General features: G+C 40.3%; 19 protein-coding genes. 13 read left to right on the top strand and 6 right to left on the bottom strand.

Annotation, left to right across the window (positions count from 1 at the left end):
- Positions 1-40: 40 nt before the first annotated feature.
- Complete coding sequence (locus tag QI30_RS12625; protein ID WP_020189003.1) at positions 41-1426, bottom strand: dipeptidase; 1386 nt, start codon at positions 1424-1426, stop codon at positions 41-43.
- A 132-nt stretch (positions 1427-1558) separates the two neighbouring features.
- On the opposite strand from QI30_RS12625, the gene QI30_RS12620 reads away from it, so the two are divergent.
- On the top strand, positions 1559-2791 hold the full coding sequence (locus QI30_RS12620) for a hemolysin family protein (protein WP_126990987.1): 1233 nt from the start codon (positions 1559-1561) through the stop codon (positions 2789-2791).
- A 233-nt stretch (positions 2792-3024) separates the two neighbouring features.
- Positions 3025-3582, top strand: a complete 558-nt coding sequence (locus tag QI30_RS12615) for an RNA polymerase sigma factor (RefSeq protein WP_020189005.1) — start codon at positions 3025-3027, stop codon at positions 3580-3582.
- Positions 3583-4253: 671 nt separating this feature from the next.
- On the opposite strand, the gene QI30_RS12610 is transcribed toward QI30_RS12615, so the two are convergent.
- From QI30_RS12610 to QI30_RS12590, 5 genes are all read right to left on the bottom strand, one after another.
- Positions 4254-4679 (bottom strand): MarR family winged helix-turn-helix transcriptional regulator, encoded by a 426-nt coding sequence (locus QI30_RS12610; protein ID WP_020189006.1) that lies wholly within the window; start codon positions 4677-4679, stop codon positions 4254-4256.
- 27 nt (positions 4680-4706) lie between these two features.
- Positions 4707-5111, bottom strand: a complete 405-nt coding sequence (gene spx, locus QI30_RS12605; protein WP_020189007.1) for a transcriptional regulator Spx — start codon at positions 5109-5111, stop codon at positions 4707-4709.
- Between the two features lie 324 nt (positions 5112-5435).
- The gene (locus QI30_RS12600) at positions 5436-6323 is read right to left on the bottom strand and encodes a YitT family protein (protein ID WP_020189008.1); all 888 of its coding nucleotides are present in this window, start codon (positions 6321-6323) and stop codon (positions 5436-5438) included.
- A 103-nt stretch (positions 6324-6426) separates the two neighbouring features.
- On the bottom strand, positions 6427-7983 hold the full coding sequence (locus QI30_RS12595) for an ABC-F family ATP-binding cassette domain-containing protein (protein WP_020189009.1): 1557 nt from the start codon (positions 7981-7983) through the stop codon (positions 6427-6429).
- 80 nt (positions 7984-8063) lie between these two features.
- Complete coding sequence (locus tag QI30_RS12590; protein ID WP_020189010.1) at positions 8064-8252, bottom strand: SE1832 family protein; 189 nt, start codon at positions 8250-8252, stop codon at positions 8064-8066.
- Between the two features lie 149 nt (positions 8253-8401).
- On the opposite strand from QI30_RS12590, the gene QI30_RS12585 reads away from it, so the two are divergent.
- The 11 genes from QI30_RS12585 (at position 8402) to QI30_RS12540 (ending at position 20065) form a co-directional block, all read left to right on the top strand.
- Positions 8402-9220 (top strand): purine-nucleoside phosphorylase, encoded by an 819-nt coding sequence (locus QI30_RS12585; RefSeq protein WP_126990986.1) that lies wholly within the window; start codon positions 8402-8404, stop codon positions 9218-9220.
- 100 nt (positions 9221-9320) lie between these two features.
- On the top strand, positions 9321-9884 hold the full coding sequence (locus QI30_RS12580) for an NADPH-dependent FMN reductase (RefSeq protein WP_126990985.1): 564 nt from the start codon (positions 9321-9323) through the stop codon (positions 9882-9884).
- Between the two features lie 73 nt (positions 9885-9957).
- Positions 9958-10218, top strand: a complete 261-nt coding sequence (locus QI30_RS12575) for a hypothetical protein (RefSeq protein ID WP_126990984.1) — start codon at positions 9958-9960, stop codon at positions 10216-10218.
- A 65-nt stretch (positions 10219-10283) separates the two neighbouring features.
- On the top strand, positions 10284-10409 hold the full coding sequence (locus tag QI30_RS21125; RefSeq protein ID WP_020189014.1) for an RAxF-45 family protein: 126 nt from the start codon (positions 10284-10286) through the stop codon (positions 10407-10409).
- A gap of 103 nt (positions 10410-10512) precedes the next feature.
- Positions 10513-12216: a ribosomal protection-like ABC-F family protein gene (abc-f, locus tag QI30_RS12570; RefSeq protein ID WP_126990983.1), complete on the top strand. Its 1704-nt coding sequence runs from the start codon at positions 10513-10515 to the stop codon at positions 12214-12216.
- A gap of 57 nt (positions 12217-12273) precedes the next feature.
- Positions 12274-14454 (top strand): DNA topoisomerase III, encoded by a 2181-nt coding sequence (locus QI30_RS12565; RefSeq protein ID WP_126990982.1) that lies wholly within the window; start codon positions 12274-12276, stop codon positions 14452-14454.
- A gap of 81 nt (positions 14455-14535) precedes the next feature.
- Complete coding sequence (locus QI30_RS12560; RefSeq protein ID WP_126990981.1) at positions 14536-15126, top strand: hypothetical protein; 591 nt, start codon at positions 14536-14538, stop codon at positions 15124-15126.
- Positions 15127-15144: 18 nt separating this feature from the next.
- Complete coding sequence (ybaK, locus tag QI30_RS12555; RefSeq protein WP_126990980.1) at positions 15145-15636, top strand: Cys-tRNA(Pro) deacylase; 492 nt, start codon at positions 15145-15147, stop codon at positions 15634-15636.
- Between the two features lie 99 nt (positions 15637-15735).
- Positions 15736-16365 (top strand): YczE/YyaS/YitT family protein, encoded by a 630-nt coding sequence (locus QI30_RS12550; protein WP_020189019.1) that lies wholly within the window; start codon positions 15736-15738, stop codon positions 16363-16365.
- 212 nt (positions 16366-16577) lie between these two features.
- Positions 16578-18698, top strand: coding sequence for an immune inhibitor A domain-containing protein (locus QI30_RS12545; RefSeq protein ID WP_126990979.1), 2121 nt, complete (start codon positions 16578-16580; stop codon positions 18696-18698).
- 167 nt (positions 18699-18865) lie between these two features.
- Complete coding sequence (locus tag QI30_RS12540) at positions 18866-20065, top strand: glycine C-acetyltransferase (protein ID WP_186439481.1); 1200 nt, start codon at positions 18866-18868, stop codon at positions 20063-20065.
- Positions 20066-20067 lie beyond the last annotated feature (2 nt).

Below are 20067 nucleotides of genomic sequence, written 5' to 3'. Positions count from 1 at the left end.
CAAAAGCGCGATTCCTTCTTTTATTATCATGATTTTTTAATTAAATTTTTTCGATTGATGCAATTTCAGTTAGATAATCAGATACGACACGTAGGCCTTTATCGAAGTTTTCTAAGTGGAAGTGCTCGTTTGGTGCATGGAAGTTTTCAGTTGATAGCGCGAAGCCCATCATGATAACGGGTGCAGCTAAGATTTCATCGAATGTAGAAACGATTGGAATCGAACCACCTGAACGGATGAATGCTGTTTTTTGGTCGTATTGTGTTTCATAAGAATGACCAGCAGCTTGTACATATGGGTGATCAAATGGTGCGATAAATGGTTTCCCTTTATCGAATTCAGTAATTTCGATATCAACGCCTTCTGGTTGATGTTTCGCTACATGCGCACGAAGTAGTGCAACGATTTCATGTGGATCTTGATTTGGTACAAGACGACATGTGATTTTTGCGCCAGCTTGTGCAGGAAGAACGGTTTTCACACCTTCGCCAGAGAAGCCACCAAATACGCCGTTAATTTCAAGTGTTGGACGAGCCCATGTTTGTTCAAGATATGAGAAGCCTTCTTCACCGAATAATGTTTTGACGCCAGCCTCTTCTTTCATTTGCTCTGCATCAAAGCCAAGCTCAGCGTAGGCTGCGCGCTCGTCATCAGAGATAGGTAACACGTTATCGTAGAAGCCTTCAACCGCGATATGACCGTTTTCATCGTGGAATGACGCTAAAATATCCGCTAATACGTGGATTGAGTTATGCACACCACCACCGTACATACCTGAGTGAAGGTCACCTTTTGCTGTACGAACATCAATTTGAATACCAGTTAAGCCACGTAGTGAATACACAACAGCTGGTTTACCAGGTGCATATAAAGAAGTATCTGAAATTAATACAACATCTGCTTTTAAGTAATCTTTGTGGTCTGCGATAAATTGGTCTAAATGAACAGAACCAATTTCTTCTTCCCCTTCGAAAATAACTTTTACGTTTACAGGAAGTTTTTCGTCTGATGCAAGCATAGCCTCTAGCACTTTAACGTGCATAAATACTTGGCCTTTATCATCTGAAGAACCACGAGCATACATGATATTGTCACGAATTTCAGGTTCAAATGGCATGCTGTCCCAAAGCTCAACAGGGTCTACTGGTTGTACGTCATAGTGACCGTATACAAGAACTGTTGGTGCACCTTCAGCGTGTAACCAGTCAGCTGTTACGACAGGATGGCCCGCTGTATCGTGAATAGTCGCATTTTCCATACCAGCAGCTGTTAATAGGTCAGATAAGTGGTTCGCTGCTTTGTACATATCATCTTTATGTTCTGAAAGAGAGCTGATGCTTGGAATGGCTAAAAAAGCTTTCATTTCGTCAAGATGACGTTCGCGATTTTCTGTAAAATATTGATTTAAATTTTCTAATTGAGTCACTGAAAATCCCTCGCTTTATTATTTTCTATTTGCACTACAAATTATATCATAGCAACAATTGGAAGTCTTTTAGCGCGTATAATTTAAGAAAAGTGGTATAACAGAAGTAATACGAGTGGAGGAGGACGGAAAATGGAGTTTGTATTTTTAGCGATACTACTCGCACTGTCGAGCTATTTTGCGGCAGCAGAAACTGCGCTAACGGCAATTAATAAAATGAAAGTAAGATTACGAGCCGCAAACGGGGATGCGCGGTCGATTCAAATGTTAAAAATTATTGAGAAGCCGGACCGTATGATTACGACGGTGTTAATTTTAAATAATGTCGTCAATATTTTACTGCCAACGATTGTGACAATTATCGCGTTAAATCACGGCTGGAAAGTATCGCTCGCAACAGCCATTTTAACGATTGTCCTCATTTTATTTGCGGAAGTGCTACCAAAAACAATGGCAGTGACCTATGCGGAGCCGATGTCCTATTCAAAACCTGTGTTGATGCCAATTTATTATTTAGTAAAAATATGTACACCGGTTGCAATCATTGTACAAGGTTTTACAAATATTTTTATTCGTATTTTGACTCGTGGCAAGGTAACGGAGGCGAAGATGACGAAGGATGAGGTGCGTGCAGTTATCGATATTGCTGAAACATCTGGCGCCTATGATTCAATAGAAGGAAAGCGTTTAAAAGAAGTACTCGATTTTCCTGATAAGGATGTCGAGGACGTGCTTGGTGCGCATCGAACGGAAATTGTCGCACTGCCGCTTACAGCGGACTTTGATGCGGTGCGCGATGTGATTTTAAATAATGGCTACACACGTTACCCGGTGTATGACGGGGATATTGACCATATTGTTGGGCTGTTTTTATCGAAAAAGCTCGTTGAGTGGTCGATTGAGCCGCAGCGTCCGCTCACAGAATTTCTTGATACAGAACCATTATTTGTCGTGGCGAATTTAGATGTAGAAAAAGTGTTTAAACGGATGACGGGAGCTAAAAAGCATTTAGCGATTGTCCTAGATGAATACGGTGGCACATTAGGAATTGTGACGACTGAGGATATGATTGAAGATATGATTGGACAGGAAATTGAGGATGAAACCGACCGTGATAGTCCGCTTATTTACGAGGCAAGCGAATCGGTATTGATTTGTAGTGACCGCATTGAAATCGAGCAGGTGAACAAGTTACTACACGCAGAAATACCATTCGACCATGATATTGTTGGGGGACTAATACTGGAGGAAATGCAGCGACTGCCACGACCGAATGATGTATTTGAAGCATTTGGCTTAACCTTTACAGTAAATGAAGTAGAAGGCACACATGCGACAAAGGTGACAATCGTGAAAGGTTCATAAGATGAAAAAGGGCTTCTACATAGCGTAGCAGTCTTTTTTTATGCGCTTTTCGGGGTACATTACACGAAAAAGTTCCAAACCTTACATGATTGTAAGGTAAATGAAAGTTAAGTCGATGGAGCGTAAGGTAAAACTTCGCGATAATAAGAATGTAAACAACAACACATAACCTTAACGATACAGCTGGTACACAGCTATAAATAGACAAATAAAACTTTAGGAGGTTTAACGTTATGGAAACTTTACAAACAACTACACTAAATGAAGTATATGAGGAATACAATCGCTACATCTATCATCTTTGCTTAAAACTTACACGCAATAAAGCAGAAGCAGAAGATTTAATGCAAGAAGTTTGGGTGAAAGTCGTACGCTACGAATCATATGTTGCACAAGTTGATCATTTAAAAGCCTGGTTAACAACAATCTGCATGAATACATTCCGCGACCGTTACCGTAAAAATGTACGCCGCAGCAAATACATGATGAACCAACCTGATACACTTGACGTGCCAGTGCTTGATTTAGTTCCAAACGATGACCTATCTACGGAGGAGTTAATCGAAAAGGAAGATGTCGCAAAGGTCGTACAAGAAAAAATCAGCCAATTAGACGGTATTTACAAAAATACATTACTTTACTTTTACGTACACCAACTTTCTTTAATCGAAATCGCTGACATTATGAAAGTATCAATCGGTACAGTAAAATCACGCCTATTCCGCGCGAAAGCACGCCTAAAAGAAATGGTATTATCAGACGAAGCCGCAACATCAGCAATTATGGCTTAACCTAAGTGATGAAAACGCCGTTTAGTGCTGATGGGCGTTTATAGCGCTCGACAAGTGACGATTAGTCGCGACAGAGAGTGCGAAACGACCCGAGGCACTGGTGTTTGAATCCGGATAGAATAAGTGATGAATCGACTCGTTCAGATTCGAAGGGCAAATAAAGCTTCTGACAAGCGGCGACTAGCCGCGTCGGAAGAAGCGATTTGACCCGAGAAACTAGTCGATGAATCCGGATAAAGAAAAACGCCATTATTCCATAAAATCTACTACTGACCGAGAAGCAGTAGTAGCACAAATTCTTAATACATAGCACGATGTCGTCAACATTGGTGCTACGTCAAAACTCATCAATTTAGCACATAGAACAGCAGCTTTGTCAGACAGCTGTATTTCGCAATCCTTCTAAGGCTCGATGATTGAAGTGGTCGAGACCCGATTAAGGTTTATATATAGAGAGGCTTTGACATACATGTAAAAGCAATCTCTCCTATGAGCATAAGAAAAACCGGAATCGCACTATTGTGCGGTTCCGGTTTTTCGTTGCGAACGCTCAAAAAGAAAAATGACGTGTTTCGTCCTAGTCTTCTTTTTTGCGTAAAAAAACGCCACGCAAAAATGCGTGACGTTTATGCATTTCTTCCCACACAAAAAGAAATGCGTCAACATGACTTTTAAGCTTGCAGGCATTTCATAAAAATGACTTGCAAGGTTTTTAATTCATCAGCAGTAAGCATGCCAAACATGCGATTCACAAGTGCCTCGATATGTTCGTATGCTTCCTCTAATAATTGTTTTCCTTCCGCTGTAATCTCTAATTGAGAGGCGCGGCGGTCGGATTGATTTTGCGTTTTTTTAATGTATTCAGCCTTTAATAGCTTACTTGTCAGGACAGTTACGCCACCAGTAGTTACATGTAACGTCTCTGCCAAATCGGAAGGGCGTAGCGGACCTTTGGAATCGAGTAGATCCAATAATAAAATATGTGTTTTAGATAACCCCAGATTATTATGGCTATTCCATTCATTTGCCCATTTACGTTCGATTGCAGCCGCTACTTCAAAAAGCGCTGTGATGCCGTTATTATGGCGATCTATCACTTTAATCATCTCCAAATTTTCTGACGTCTAGTAATCGTTCGCAAGGCGTTGCATTTCAAATAATTCGTAAGCACGTACTTTACGAGGAATGAAGCGACGGATATCCATTTCGTTATAGCCAACTTGCAGACGTTTTGCATCTACAAGAATAGGACTACGCAGCATTTTTGGATGTTCTTTTACGATGCTATATAACTCTTGAATCGATAATGCGTTAATATCGCAGTTCAGGTTTTTATAGTCTTTTGAGTTTGTTGAAATGATTTCATCTGTGCCATCTTCTGTCATGCTCAAAATTGTTTTGAACTCAGATAATGATAGTGGATCCGATGTAATACGCTTTTCAGTGTATTCAATCCCGTTGTCACGTAACCATTGTAAGGCTTTTTTAGATGATGTGCAGCTTGTTTGTGTGTAAATTGTAACAGTCATGTAAATTCCTACTTTCGTTCGTTTAGTATACATATATCTTATCAGTAAGATATTGATAAGTCAAATTGAAAATTGTGAATAAAAGATGAATATTCGTGGTAAAAAGAGAATATTTATCGTAAATACAGGTTTAAAACGCTGTATTCATAGATAGGACGTATTTAAATGGTACAGGTTGCAACCGAACCTCTTTATCAGAAAATACGTACAAATACCGTCATGACGGTATTCATCAGACTATACCAATTTTGAAAGCGTTTTCTTTCACAAAATGGACAAAAAAATACGATCAAAGAATCGGAAATTTCTTTGGTCGTATTTCTTTTAATGAATATCTTGTTTTTTAAAGTTACCGCCACTAATTTCCGACATATTACTAAATGCGAGGAATGCCGTGGGGTCGATTTCTTTTACAATCGATTTAAGTTTTGCTTCTTCTAAACGGCTAATGACACAGAAAATCACTTGTTTTTCATCATTTGTGTAGCCACCACGGCCGTTTAAGTAGGTCACGCCACGACCTAAGCGGAACATAATTTTTTCGCCGAGTAGGTCCGGTTTGTCGCTAATAATCCAAATTGATTTCGTTTGATTAAAGCCTTCCGATACGAGGTCAATCGTTTTAAATGCAATAAAATAGGCGATAAGTGAATACATCGCGCGGTCGAGTCCGAATACAAAACTCGCGCTACCTAAAATAAATAAGTTCATGAATAAAATGATTTGACCAACTGAAAATGGAGATTTTTTATTGAACATAATGGCGAGCGTCTCACTGCCATCTAAGCAACCGCCTGAGCGAATCGCAATGCCGACACCAATACCAAGCATAATGCCGCCGAGTACCGTTGCGAGTAGCGTATCATTTGTGAATGCGCCGTGATGTGGAATGAATGTAGTAGCAAGCGATAAAATGAGGATGCCGTACGTTACAGAAATGGCAAAGCTTTTACCGATTTGTTTGTAGCCAAAATAAAGAAATGGCAAGTTTAAAATGAATAAAAAGAGGCCAAGTGAGAGGCCGGTCATGTGTGAAATCATCATGGCAATACCGGTTACGCCGCCATCGATGAGTTGATTGGGGATTAAAACATTTTCAAGTGCAATCGCCATAATAAGTGCTCCCGCGGTAATGCCTAAGAAGTTTAATGCGATTTTTTTGAGCCCAGCTGTGCGTCTGGGCGCTGTACTGTCTGCTATATCATTTGTCAAAATAAAACACCGTCCTTATGTACTAGTCTACGCTCATTTTCCATCTGATGCCACTTGTATCCATAAAAAAAGAGAATTACCACAAGGGTAATTCTCAAAAAAATTATTGGTGGCCAGTAGAGAACCATTCTGCAACATCCCATACTTTTGTTACAAGACCTTCGTAAAATTCAGGCTCATGTGATACGAGAACGATTGTGCCTTTATATTCTTTCATTGCACGTTTTAGCTCTTCTTTTGCATCGATATCTAAGTGGTTTGTTGGTTCATCAAATAGCATCCAGTTTGACTCATCCATCATCAATTTACAAATACGAACTTTCGCTTGTTCGCCACCTGATAATTGGCTCATTGGGCGGTTGATGTGCTCACTTTTTAGACCAGTTTTTGCTAGTAATGAACGAACCGTACCTTGTGTCAGGCTAGGATACGCATTCCAGATAACGTCGATTGGTGTTTCTTTTCCGGCTTTTACCTCTTGTTCGAAGTAAGATGGGAATAGGAAGTCACCGCGCTCAACTTTCCCATCGAGTGCAGGGATTTTACCAAGCATTGTTTTTAGTAAGGTTGATTTACCAACACCATTCATCCCAACAAGCGCGATTTTTTCGCCACGTTCGATTTCGAATGTAAGTGGTGGAAGTAGTGGTTTGTCATAACCAATCACTAAATCTTTTGCTTCGACTACATAGCGGCTTGAGCTACGTGATTCTTCGAAACGGAATGTCGGTTTTGACGCCGTTTCTGGACGATCGATGATTTCCATACGATCCAATTGTTTTTGACGAGATTTGGCACGACCTGTTGTGGAGAAACGCGCCTTATTTTTTTGGATAAAGGTTTCTTGTTGCTTGATGAATTCTTGTTGTTTTTCATAGGCGTCGATATGTTGACGTTTATTGATTTCTGCAAGCTCTAAGAATTTTTCATAAGATGCTGTATAGCGTGTTAATTTAGAGAATTCTAGGTGGAAAATAACGCCTACTACATCATTCATGAATTCCACATCATGTGAAATTAATAAGAATGCATGTGGGTAATCTTTTAAATACGTACGTAACCAATCGATATGCTCTTCATCTAAATAGTTGGTCGGTTCATCTAGTAATAATACTTTTGGTTTTTCAAGTAAAAGCTTCGCAAGTAATAGCTTTGTACGTTGACCACCTGATAGGGCAGCGACGTCACGGTCAAGACCAATTGCATCTAAGCCAAGACCACGTGCTACTTCTTCTACTTTCATATCAAGTGTGTAGAAGTCGCCCGCTTCAAGCATATCTTGTACTTCTGCCATATCTTCTAGTAATTGCTCTAATTCTTCTGGTGTGGCATCGCCCATTTTTTCAGCGATTGTATTTAGCTCTTGCTCTTTTTCAAATAGGATAGCGAATGCGTCGTTTAATGTGTCACGAATCGTTTTTCCTGGTGTTAATACGGTATGTTGGTCAAGGTAGCCGTAATGTGTTTTTGGTAGCCATTCTACGCGTCCTGTATCATGGACAGCTTGACCTGTGATGATGCTCATTAATGTTGATTTACCAACGCCGTTTGCGCCGACAAGACCAACGTGCTCGCCTTCGACAATGCGGAATGATACGTCTTTGAATAATGTACGGTCCCCGAATGAGTGACCAAGTTTATCTACTGTTAAAATTGCCATGTTGCTACTATTTCCTCCTATTATATGCAAAACAAAACTCCGAAACGCCGAAGCATTTTGGAGCTGTGTTAACGTGAAATTTATTGTAATTCTTGAAGCTGTTTGTTTAGTAATGCTAATTCGTTTTCCATATCTGTCAGGCGTTGCTCAGCTTTTTCTAGTTGCTCATGATGCCCCGTTGATTCGATTTTTTCGATATCACCTTGTTGACGGATATAGTCGCTTTTTAACTCTAAAATTTGATATTCAATTTCTGATTTTGTAGCCATTTAAAAAAGCTCCTTCTTTACTTAGGTTGTCATTGCTGTTAATTGTAACATACGTTCAATTAATTCCGCATTACAATTGTTTCGAGTTCACAATACGGGCAGATATTTAGTAAACTAAAAAAGATAAATAATAGAACGGAGAGAATCCTATGCATACTATCGAGCAAATTAATGAAACACGCGATTTTATTTTAGAAAAAATTACGGTGCAGCCACAAGTAGGTCTTATTCTTGGCTCAGGCCTTGGTACATTAGCAGATGAGGTTGAAAATGCCACAGTCATCCCTTATACAGACATTCCAAACTTCGCAAAATCAGGTGCTATCGGCCATGCCAATGAACTTGTCATTGGTGAATTAGAAGGCAAGATTGTCCTAGCGATGAAAGGTCGTTTTCACTACTACGAAGGCTTCTCAATGGATGAAGTAACATTCCCTGTGCGCGTCATGAAAGCACTAGGCATCGAGCAATTAATCGTCACAAATGCATGTGGTGCAGTAAATACAGACTTTAAACCGGGTGACTTAATGTTAATTGAAGACCATATTAACTTAACAGGTCAAAATCCATTAATCGGACCAAATAATGATGAGCTAGGCACACGCTTCCCAGATATGTCGAACTTATACGACAAGGACTTACGCAAGCTTGCAGCAGACGTTGCAGCACAGCAAGGCTTTGATCTACAAACAGGCGTATATGCTTGGTGGAGTGGTCCAACATATGAAACACCTGCTGAAATCCGTATGATTCGTACATTAGGTGCGGATGCGGTTGGTATGTCGACAGTACCAGAAGCGATTATTGCACGTCATGGACAAATGCGTGTACTAGGAATTTCTTGCCTAACGAATATGGCAGCTGGCGTTCTTGACCAACCATTAAATCATCAAGAAGTAATCGATGTAGCAGCACAAGTAAATAAGAAATTTACAGGGCTTATTAAAGGCGTCGTAGCAGCACTATAAGCTTCATTCAAAAGACTGAATTTATTCGGAAAGTCTTTCTGAAAATGATTATCACTGATACAATACGAGTAAATAATGAAATTCTTTGGAGGTTACACCTATGAAAATCTTACTTGTTGATGGTACAGTGCTTGGTCGTAAAACAGGTGCTATTTTAGAACAAGTTCAAAAATATATTGCACAATTCGATTCAAGTTTAGAGCTTGAAATCTTAACGTTTTCAGATTATCAACACGAAATCGTTGATGGTCGTCCATTCGAGCAATACAACGAAGGCCTACAAGAGATGGTGAAGAAAATTGAATCAGCAGATGGTTATATTTTCGCAACACCTATTTTCCAAGGTTCCATTCCAGGCGTCTTGAAAAATGCTTTTGATTTCTTACATCCGAAAGCACTGCGCTATAAACCAGTATCAATCGTAGCGAACGGCGGAACGTATCAGCATCACCTCGTTGTTGAAAACCAATTAAAACCGATTCTTGATTACTTCCGTTGTTTAGTAACACCAAACTATGTGTACACACATTCTTCTCACTTTGATGCAGATAATAATATTACGGACCAAAATGTACAAGAACGTCTACAAGAGCTTGCGCGCGTGTTCGTAAAATACTGTGAAATGAGCAAGATTTTACCGAAAGAAACAATCGATCAGCATTAATCTAAAAGGGGCCTTCACTGCATCACGCAGTGAGGGCCTCTTTCTGTTATACTCGAGGCAAGAGGTGACGAAGATGATTGAAAAACAACTACAAGAAGTCGAGCTAATCATTTTTATTGAAGACGAGGACGATATGGCCGAGTCATTAGAGGATTTAAAAGCGTACGCCAAAACGTATGAGTTAGACCATGTTGAGGTTGCAGCGCAGCACAAAGAAACAGTAGATGACGAACGTGTGAAGTATATTGTGACACTTGAAATTAGTCGTGATAGCGAGAATTTAGGCCGTAAATATGAAACAGAAGAGCAAAAAGTATTTGGCTTTGGTGATTAAAATTATACTTTTCAGAAAGTTCATGCTACAATAGTGGCAACTATTTCGAATCGGAGGTGAAAAGAATGAAAAACTCAGCTTATATGACATCTGCACAATTAGATAATGCGCTTTATTTTGCACGTGTCATTACGTTCAAATTTGATGCTAACGGGATTCGTACGCCCTTTTTTAACACAACATCAAATTAAAACGTAGCTGATGAACTTCATTCTTTTCATAAAATGAAAGGACTGTTCGTTGATGAGCAGTCCTTTTTTGTATGCTCAGCTGCGTTGTATGGAGGAAAATACAATGACAGTAAAAGTAGAAAACATAACAAAAACAGTGGGCGGTAATACGCTTTTTAAAGACCTAGATATCACGATTCCTACAGGGAAGCACGTCGCACTCGTCGGACGCAATGGCACAGGGAAAACGTCGCTTCTACGCCTGATTGCGGCGGTAGATAGCATCGACAGTGGGCGCATTATTACACCAAAGGATAGCAAAATCGGCTACCTTCATCAAATTCCACAATACGGAATAGAGACAGTCGAAGAGGTGCTACTGCATGCGTTTCATGACTTACAAAATATGCAGCAAACGATGCAACAGCTCGAGGCACAAATGGCTAGAGAGATGGATGACCGTGTACTCGAAAAATACGGTGAGCTACAGGAGCGCTTTATGCAACTTGGTGGCTATGAAATGCAGTCGAAGATGATGACCGTTGCGAATGGTTTAGGCATCGCCCTATTTTTAGATAAGCCGTTCGAGGCACTAAGCGGCGGCGAAAAAACGAAAGTCATGCTCGCGCATATTTTGCTTGGTGAGCCGACGATTTTATTGCTTGATGAACCGACGAATCACTTAGATTTACGTGCGATTGAATGGCTTGAATATTATGTGAAGCAATTTGACGGCACTGTGATTGTCGTTAGTCATGACCGTCGTTTTATGAATGAAGTGGCCGAGCAAATTATTGAGCTTGAAGACGGCGAAGCCTTTGTTAGCCAAGGGAATTATGATGCATATGTGGCCGCAAAAGAGGCGCATATTGCGTCGCAGTTTTCGCAGTACAATGAACAGCAAAAAAAGATAAAAAAAATGAAGGAATCTATTCGTAGATTACGTCAATGGGCGAACGAGGCATCACCACCAAACCCGGATTTATTCCGCAAGGCAAAAATGATGGAAAAGGCACTAGCACGTATTGAAGTCGTGAAAAAGCCAGTAGTTGCGAAGAAAATGAATCTTGCACTGCAAGCAGAGTCTAGGAGTGGTAAGGAGGTTGCAGCTTTTGAAGATGTGACCGCCTGTGCGGGGAATCGGGTTTTATTTTTTGAAGCAAATTTTAGCATTTACTGGCAGGATAAATTGGCGATTGTAGGCGATAATGGCACAGGTAAGTCGACGATTTTAAAACTATTACTCGCCGAGCGCGAAGCTTACGACGGAAGTGTAAAGCTCGGCAGCAATGTGCAAATCGGCTATCTTGCCCAGCAGTTTGATACATTTCAGCCAGAGGACCGGCTAATCGATGCCTTTCGTGATGAGGTCGCAGTGACAGAGGGCGAGGCACGTCATATACTCGCGCAGTTTTTATTTTATGGCTATGACGTTTTTAAAAAGGTGAAGGACTTAAGTGGTGGCGAGAAAATGCGGCTACGTCTTGCGCAGCTCATGCAGCAAAAGGTCAATTTACTTTTACTTGATGAGCCGACGAATCATCTCGACATTGAATCGCGTGAGGTGCTTGAAGAAACGCTTGAAAACTTTGATGGCACCGTTATCGCTGTTAGTCATGACCGCTATTTTTTAGAGAAATTATTCACGCGTACAGCATGGATTGAGCATGAATGTGTCACGATGCATGATGGGCCTTATGACTTTGCGAAGGATAAACAGCGTGCGCAAGCGATTGAGCGCGAAATTACATTCTTAGAACGAAAACTTACGCATACAGAGGATGCGCATCTTACACAGCAGCTCGAAAAGCTCTATGAGGCATTGTAAGGTCGCAAACATCGTCTACATTCCGTTATAATAAAAGCATCGAAAGGAATGAGAGATATGGCAAAATCATTAGTTATCGCTGAGAAACCGTCAGTTGGTCGCGACATTGCACGCGTCCTAAAATGTACGAAAAAAGGCAATGGTAGCTTAGAAGGCGATAAATATGTCGTAACATGGGCGCTTGGTCATCTTGTGACACACGCAGACCCTGAGCAATACGACAACAAATATAAAGAGTGGAAAATGGACGATCTACCAATCGTGCCGGAACCATTTAAATTAGTACCGATTCGTCAAACAACGAAGCAATTTAATGCAGTAAAAAGTTTATTAAATCGCGGTGACATTAACGAAGTTATTATCGCAACCGATGCAGGGCGTGAGGGTGAATTAGTTGCGCGCTGGATTTTAGTGAAAGCAAAATCGAAAAAACCAATTAAACGTTTATGGATTTCTTCTGTAACGGATAAAGCAATCAAAGAAGGATTTGCGAAGCTACAAGATGGTCATAAATATGATGCACTATACGAAGCGGCAGTTGCGCGTGCCGAGGCTGACTGGGTCGTTGGGATTAATGCAACACGTGCCTTAACGGTAAAGCATAATGCACAGCTATCATGTGGTCGTGTGCAAACACCAACACTGGCGATGATTTATGAACGTGAGCAGCAAATTAAAAACTTTAAACCAAAAACATTCTACGGTCTACAAGCCCTAACGAATAAAACAACATTCACATGGCATGAGCAAGGTTCAAACCAAGCACAGTCATTTGATAAAGAAAAAGTGGACCGTATTTTAAAAAGCTTAGATTCGGTTCATTCAGGCGAAATTGTCGATGTCAAAACAACGCCGAAGAAAAAATATGCACCAACATTATTTGATTTAACGGAGCTACAAAAAGAGGCGCATAAACGCTGGAGCTGGTCAGCAAAAGAAACGTTATCAACGCTACAGCATTTATATGAGCACCATAAAATCGTGACCTATCCGCGTACTGATTCGAAGCATTTAACAGCGGATATTCAAGGAACATTTAAAGAGCGTATTAAGGCGACGACTAGTGGCGATTCACGTCAGGCGGCCAATGCGCTATTACGTCACACAACGGTGCAAGCACAAAAAGGTGTCATTAATGATGCGAAAGTGTCGGACCACCATGCCATCATTCCAACAGAGGAGCCGGTTATTTTACCGAATTTATCTGATAAAGAACGTAAGCTATATGATCTGATCGTCAAACGCTTCCTAGCAGTATTTTATGGCCCTTATGTGTATGATCAAACAGTTGTGACATTAAAAGTAGGTAATGAATTATTTACGGCAAAAGGAAATACTGTACGTGACCAGGGCTGGCGCGCGGTGTATAACCATGATGAGGATGATACGGTATCATTACCCGATTACCAAAAAGGTGCCAAGTTAGAGGTGCGTGCTGTTGCACAAACATCAGGTCAAACGAAGCCACCTGCACCGTTCAATGAAGGAACGCTTCTTGCGGCGATGGAAAATCCAGCGCAGTTTATGCAAGGGGAATCAAAAGAATTAATTCAAACATTAAATGAAACAGGCGGTATTGGAACGGTGGCGACACGTGCCGATATTATAGAAAAGCTCTTTAAATCATTTGTTATCGAGAAAAAGGGGAATGACTTGTATGCGACATCAAAAGGTCGTCAATTACTTGATTTAGCGCCAGAAGATTTGAAATCACCTGCCTTAACAGCAGAGTGGGAAAAAGAATTAACGAAAATTGCACAAGGCAAGGCGAAGAAAAAACAATTTATGGATCGCATGATTTCATTTACGCAAAAATCAGTAAAGGAAATTAAGATGAGCGACCGTAAATTCAAGCATGATAATGTGACAGGGAAGCGCTGTCCAGAGTGCGGCAAGCTTCTATTAGAAGTGAATGGCAAACGCGGTAAAATGCTGATTTGTCAGGACCGTGAATGTGGCTACAAAAAGAAAGTTTCACAGCTAACAAATGCTCGTTGTCCTACATGTCATAAGAAGTTGGAACTACGTGGTGAGGGAGACGGACGAATTTTTACTTGTAAATGTGGGTATCGTGAAAAATTATCAGCATTTGAAAAACGCAAAAAAGACGCTGGTAAGACCAAAGTTTCAAAACGTGATGTGAATAAGTATATGAAGCAACAAAACAAGGAAGAAGAGCCTTTAAATAACCCATTCTCAGATGCGCTAAAAGGGCTGTTTAACAACGACGACAAGTAATTTGCGCATTCCTGGGTCACTTTTTTTTCAAGTAGTGGTAAGATGAAAAAAACATCTGAATAGTGGAAAGAGGTGGACGATATGAAATTAGCAGCAATCCTAAATAATCGCTATACGGAGATTGAAAACCGGAAACGTGTATTAAAGCAAAAAAATGCAGATGAGGCATATAAGAAAAATGCGCAATATTTTCAGCCAAAATCAAATCCGGCACTCGACGAATTAGTCGATTTATTAACAGGGAAAAAAGAGCACCAGGCAAAACCAGCCTTGCAGCAAGCTATTCGTGAATTGCAGGAGACGACACCAAATTATCCTGAAATTCATGACGTAGTCGCAATGGCAAGCGACGAGGAAGCAATCGATATTTTAAAGCGTGTGCAGCAATCCGCTTTATCGAGCGACAACCCAACAGCACAGGATTTGCAAGTAGCTCAGTCTGCAGCTGACTATATCGCACAAAAAACACAGTTCACTACTAACTCAGACAGCATCGATGCTACATCTAAGAAAAATGTGGACAGTTTAACAGTGCAACCAACCGAGCAGCAGTATAAAGAAACGGTTCGTAATCGCTTATTTGAACAGGCGGCGTCGAAATATCAATTCCAAGTACAGATGGCTCGTAGTGGATTCCGATTTGATGAACCAATGTTTTATCACATTGCGTAATGAAGGAAGTGTACGATTTTGGCAAAGCAAAAAATTCATAAGACCAATGCAGTACGACTGCTAGATCAACAAAAAATCCCGTATCATTTGCAGGAATATGAAGTGAATGAAGACCATTTAGACGGTGTGACAGCGGCGAAGGAAGTTGGGCAGCCAGTTGAAAAAGTGTTTAAAACACTCGTTGCGAAATCAACAAAAGGTCAGCTCTATGTTTTTGTGATTCCAGTCGCTAAGGAGCTCGATTTGAAGAAAGCTGCAAAGGCCGTACATGAGAAAAAAATAGAAATGCTTCATGTCAAAGATTTATTGGCAAATACAGGCTACATTCGTGGAGGCTGTTCACCAATTGGCATGAAGAAACATTATCCAACGTTTGTGGATGAAGCTGTAAAGCAAGTGGATGAAGTATTAGTGAGCGCCGGAAAACGTGGGATGCAATTATGCTTAACACCCGACAATCTAGTGACAGCTGCAAAGGCCGAAATTGTTGATATTACCGTTGATATTTAAGTCATCGTTTGATACAATTGTCGAGTTGCAGTTGAACATATGGCTGCGACATGGAATATTCCTTGTCGCAGCTTTTTTATATAGAAAGAAGGATGTCGTGTGAGAAAAGAGTTCGCAATCCGCTGGCTATTTTTCTTCATTGGGATTATGTTTATCGGTTTGGGCATCGCTCTAACGATTCGTGGACAGCGCTATGGTGTTGGTTCATGGGATGTTTTACACATCGGCATGTTTTATCACTTTGGATTATCAGTTGGTGCTTGGTCGATCATTATTGGCCTCGTGATTATCGCTTTAACAGCGATTTTATTAAAACGCCTGCCACGAATTGGCACGTTTATGAATATGATTTTTTGCGGCGTATTTTTAGATTTCTTTAATAGCATTTTACCAGCAGCACATACACCATTAACGCAGTTTGGTTGTTTTGTGCTTGGTATTGTTGGTATCGCAGTAGGATGCGGTGTTTATGTATCAACGAATCTTGGCGAAGGTCCCCGAGATAGTTTAATGATGATTGCTGTTGAAAAATTACATGTCAGCATTACGGTTGCGCGTACAGCGATGGAGATTTTCGCGGCAGGGCTTGGTTATATTATGGGTGGTCCAGTAGGTATCGGTACGATTATTATGGTATTTGCACTCGGTCCAATCATTCAAGTTGTACTGCCAGTAAGCCGCCGTATATTAGCGCATTTTATTAAAGAACCGACACTAATGTATAAATAATGTATAAGGAAAGTTATCCACAGATAATCTTCCTTATACATTTTTTCATTTTATCCACATGTGGATAACTTTTCACCTACAGTTCATTTATATTTCGCAAGTCGAAAGAAATACAAAATAATTTTAAAAAACACATATATTAGCTTATTTTTCAGAAAATTCCGAAATGATAAAATAATATAGTGAAACATTACTCGAAAGGTGGGCTTTATGTGCAAAAAGGTAAAAAGTGGCGATCGTTATTATTAGCAGGTGCATTATTAACATCTTTATTAACACCAGTTGCAGGGGCAAGTGCGGCAACAACAGACAAAGACTTGAAGAACTTCGATACAGAACGTTACGGGGATGTCATCTCCATTGACCCATATTTAGACAAGTTATCAAAAGATGCAGATTTTAACGCAAAACTGAAAAAAAGACTTCAAGCGCAAGCTGATGAAGCACAAACAAAAGCAACATCGGATAATGATAGTGATTTTACGTATGACGGTGGAACGAAAAAATTCTTAACGAATAATCTTTCATTAAAAGATTTTACGATGCGTAGTGTGGGCGACAATGTGGAAATTTGGGTAGCACATGACTTGTCTTATGGACCAGACAATCCACGTGAAGCAGATGTTGTGACGCAAGCACAGGTGGACAAACTTCGTGATGAGTTTGAGTCAAATATTTATCCGAAAGTAACGGATTTCTTCGGTACACCAGATGTATTAGATGGCTCAAAAGCGAGACTGCCAGGACAAATTGGTTTACCAGCAGATTATTATGAAGGCTCAGACAAGGTCATCATCCTTGTGGATAACGTGCAAGATGAGGGCTGGAACAATCCAGATTATCCATTCTTTGTAGCGGGCTTCTATTGGCAAACAATTGAAAACTATATTAACCGTAACATCGTGACAATTGATACAAATAGCTGGGATACGCGCTTAGAAGAAACATTTTATGGTACAACAATTCATGAATTACAGCATTTAATTCAAGCAGACCATGACCCATCAGAAGAATCTTGGTTGAATGAAGGTTTCTCGACATTCTCTGAATACTTAGGTGGCTATGGTGGTCCAGATAGCTCGATTAACTTCTTCTTAGATCACCCAGAAAATTCACTTGTGAACTGGGATGAGCATGCGACTGCTACAACAGGACCTGAAACGATTGCCGATTATGGTCAAGTATACTTATTCACACAATATTTATATGACAAATTCGGTCATGATTTCATTAAAGAAATCGCAACAGATGGCGAGCGTCAAGGCATGGAAAGTGTAGACCATGCGCTGCGTGAACGTGGTACGACGTTTACAAAAGTATATCAAGATTTCCAAACAGCTGTGGCGCTAGATGATAAGTCAGTAAGCTCGAAATATGATATTGATAGCGTAGATTTACGTAGCTTGCCGGTAGACCGCGCTGGCACAAAACGTGGCAAAACGGTTGATTATGAATCAGCTAAAACTTATGAAAAAGAAGGCGTTCCGGCATGGGGCGGCGACTTTAAATCATTCGACTTTACAAAAGAAGTACAGGGCTTACGCTTCAACGGTGCAGACTTCTTACCACTTGAATGGACGACTGTGACAGATCCTGTGACAGGCAGTGGCAATGTTTTATGGGGCGGTAAGGGCTCACAAGCAGATCATGAAATGATTTTTGCGGCAGACTTAACGAAAGCGACAAATCCAACGCTAACATTCCAAAATCTATATGCGATTGAAGATGCATGGGATTATGGTGTTGTTCAAGTATCAACGGATAACGGCCAAACGTGGGAGAGCTTATCAAATATCAATACACGTACAGATGTTGATGAGCAGGGTTATCCAAAAATCAAAGAAAATGTACCTGGCTTCACTGGTTCAGTAGAAACATGGCAAAATGAAGCCTTTGATTTATCAAAATACAAAGGCCAAAATGTTTTAGTATCATTCCGTTACTTAACAGACTGGGGTACAGAAGAAAAAGGCTGGTTCGTCAAAGATATTAAAATTGATGAGGCAGGCGTGTCGATTAAGGGGGATTCAACGACTGGCTTAACGACGCAATCAGCGCTCAATAAAGACTATGTTAAATTCTTAACGACATTCATCCAAACGAAGAAAAACGGTAAAACAAAAGTAGAACAAGTAGACCCTTACGATGTCACAGAAACAAAAGCGCTTCAATTAAACAATATGTTAAAAGAGGGCAATGTCAAAATGATTACGACATATGCAGCAAATCCTGGTGACATTAAACCAGTAGACTTCACATATGAAGTATTGTTTAAAGAAAAGAAAGACAAGCCAAATAAAGGCAAGGGTAAAGGACCGAAATGGGCACGTTAAGCTAGATAAAAGCATCTCACAATCGTGAGATGCTTTTTTAATGTTTTTTTGAGAAAGACAAATGTAGTATTTATAATAACTTTTCAAAGCACAAATAAAAAAATGTACGTTTGAAATGAACATTGTCAGAAAAGTATGTTAGAATAGGAGCAACTGAACGGGAAAGGATGATTTGTGTGTCAAAAATTTTAAATACATTCGTAGATGAAAACTTACAAGCATTAAAAGAACAAGGCTTATACAATGAAATTGACCCTGTAGAAGGTGCAAACGGTCCGGTCATTACCATTCGCGGTAAGCAGCTCATTAACCTATCGTCAAATAACTATTTAGGCCTTGCGACAAACGAAGATTTAAAAGCGGTAGCGCAAAAAACAATCGCAACCTATGGCGTAGGTGCCGGTGCAGTACGTACGATTAATGGGACGCTTGATTTACATGTGAAGCTAGAAGAAAAACTCGCTGAATTTAAAGGAACAGAAGCGGCGATTAGCTATCAATCTGGCTTCAACTGTAATATGGCGGCGATTTCTGCTGTGATGGATAAAAACGATGCTATTTTATCTGACCAATTAAATCATGCCTCTATCATTGATGGTTGTCGTTTATCAAAAGCGAAAATCATCGCGTTCAATCACTCGGATATGGAAGACCTTCGAAATAAGGCCAAAGAAGCAACTGAATCGGGCTTGTACAACAAAATCATGGTCATCACAGATGGCGTCTTTTCAATGGATGGCGACATTGCGAAACTACCAGAAATCGTCGAAATCGCAAAAGAATTCGATTTAATTACGTATGTTGATGACGCACATGGCTCAGGTGTAACGGGTAAGGGGAAAGGAACGGTTAAACATTTTGGTCTACAAAATGAAATCGACTTCCAAATCGGTACATTATCAAAAGCCATCGGTGTTGTCGGTGGCTACGTAGCAGGAAAACAAAATGTTATTGATTGGCTGAAAGTACGCTCTCGTCCATTCTTATTCTCAACAGCACTACCACCAGCAGACGTTGCAGCGATTACAGCGGCTGTTCAAATGATCATCGATTCAACAGAGCTTCATGATAAGCTATGGGACAATGGCGATTATTTAAAAGCAGGCCTTCAAAAGTTAGGATTTAATATCGGACACTCTGAAACGCCAATCACACCATGTATTATCGGTGATGAAACACTGACACAACAATTCTCAAAACGCCTTATTGAAGAGGGCGTTTATGCGAAATCAATCGTATTCCCAACCGTTCCAAAAGGGACAGGACGTGTGCGTAATATGCCAACTGCGGCGCATACGAAGGAAATGCTTGACGATGCCATTGCCATTTACGAAAAAGTCGGCAAAGAATTGGGCGTTATTTCATGAAT

The sequence above is a fragment of the Candidatus Kurthia intestinigallinarum genome (assembly GCF_003991225.1).
In the GTDB taxonomy this organism is placed as follows: Bacteria; Bacillota; Bacilli; order Bacillales_A; family Planococcaceae; genus Kurthia; species Kurthia populi.
This window is presented reverse-complemented; position numbering and strand designations above follow the sequence as displayed.

Bases quoted from the DNA above. Each gene is read 5' to 3' on its own strand.
- QI30_RS12620 (WP_126990987.1), top strand. From the start codon at position 1,559: ATGGAGTTTGTATTTTTAGCGATACTACTCGCACTGTCGAGCTATTTT.
- QI30_RS12585 (WP_126990986.1), top strand. From the start codon at position 8,402: ATGCATACTATCGAGCAAATTAATGAAACACGCGATTTTATTTTAGAA.
- QI30_RS12540 (WP_186439481.1), top strand. From the start codon at position 18,866: ATGATTTGTGTGTCAAAAATTTTAAATACATTCGTAGATGAAAACTTA.
- abc-f (WP_126990983.1), top strand. From the start codon at position 10,513: ATGACAGTAAAAGTAGAAAACATAACAAAAACAGTGGGCGGTAATACG.
- QI30_RS12590 (WP_020189010.1), bottom strand. From the start codon at position 8,252: ATGGCTACAAAATCAGAAATTGAATATCAAATTTTAGAGTTAAAAAGC.
- QI30_RS12595 (WP_020189009.1), bottom strand. From the start codon at position 7,983: ATGGCAATTTTAACAGTAGATAAACTTGGTCACTCATTCGGGGACCGT.
- QI30_RS21125 (WP_020189014.1), top strand. From the start codon at position 10,284: ATGAAAAACTCAGCTTATATGACATCTGCACAATTAGATAATGCGCTT.
- QI30_RS12560 (WP_126990981.1), top strand. From the start codon at position 14,536: ATGAAATTAGCAGCAATCCTAAATAATCGCTATACGGAGATTGAAAAC.
- QI30_RS12565 (WP_126990982.1), top strand. From the start codon at position 12,274: ATGGCAAAATCATTAGTTATCGCTGAGAAACCGTCAGTTGGTCGCGAC.
- QI30_RS12575 (WP_126990984.1), top strand. From the start codon at position 9,958: ATGATTGAAAAACAACTACAAGAAGTCGAGCTAATCATTTTTATTGAA.
- QI30_RS12580 (WP_126990985.1), top strand. From the start codon at position 9,321: ATGAAAATCTTACTTGTTGATGGTACAGTGCTTGGTCGTAAAACAGGT.
- QI30_RS12615 (WP_020189005.1), top strand. From the start codon at position 3,025: ATGGAAACTTTACAAACAACTACACTAAATGAAGTATATGAGGAATAC.
- spx (WP_020189007.1), bottom strand. From the start codon at position 5,111: ATGACTGTTACAATTTACACACAAACAAGCTGCACATCATCTAAAAAA.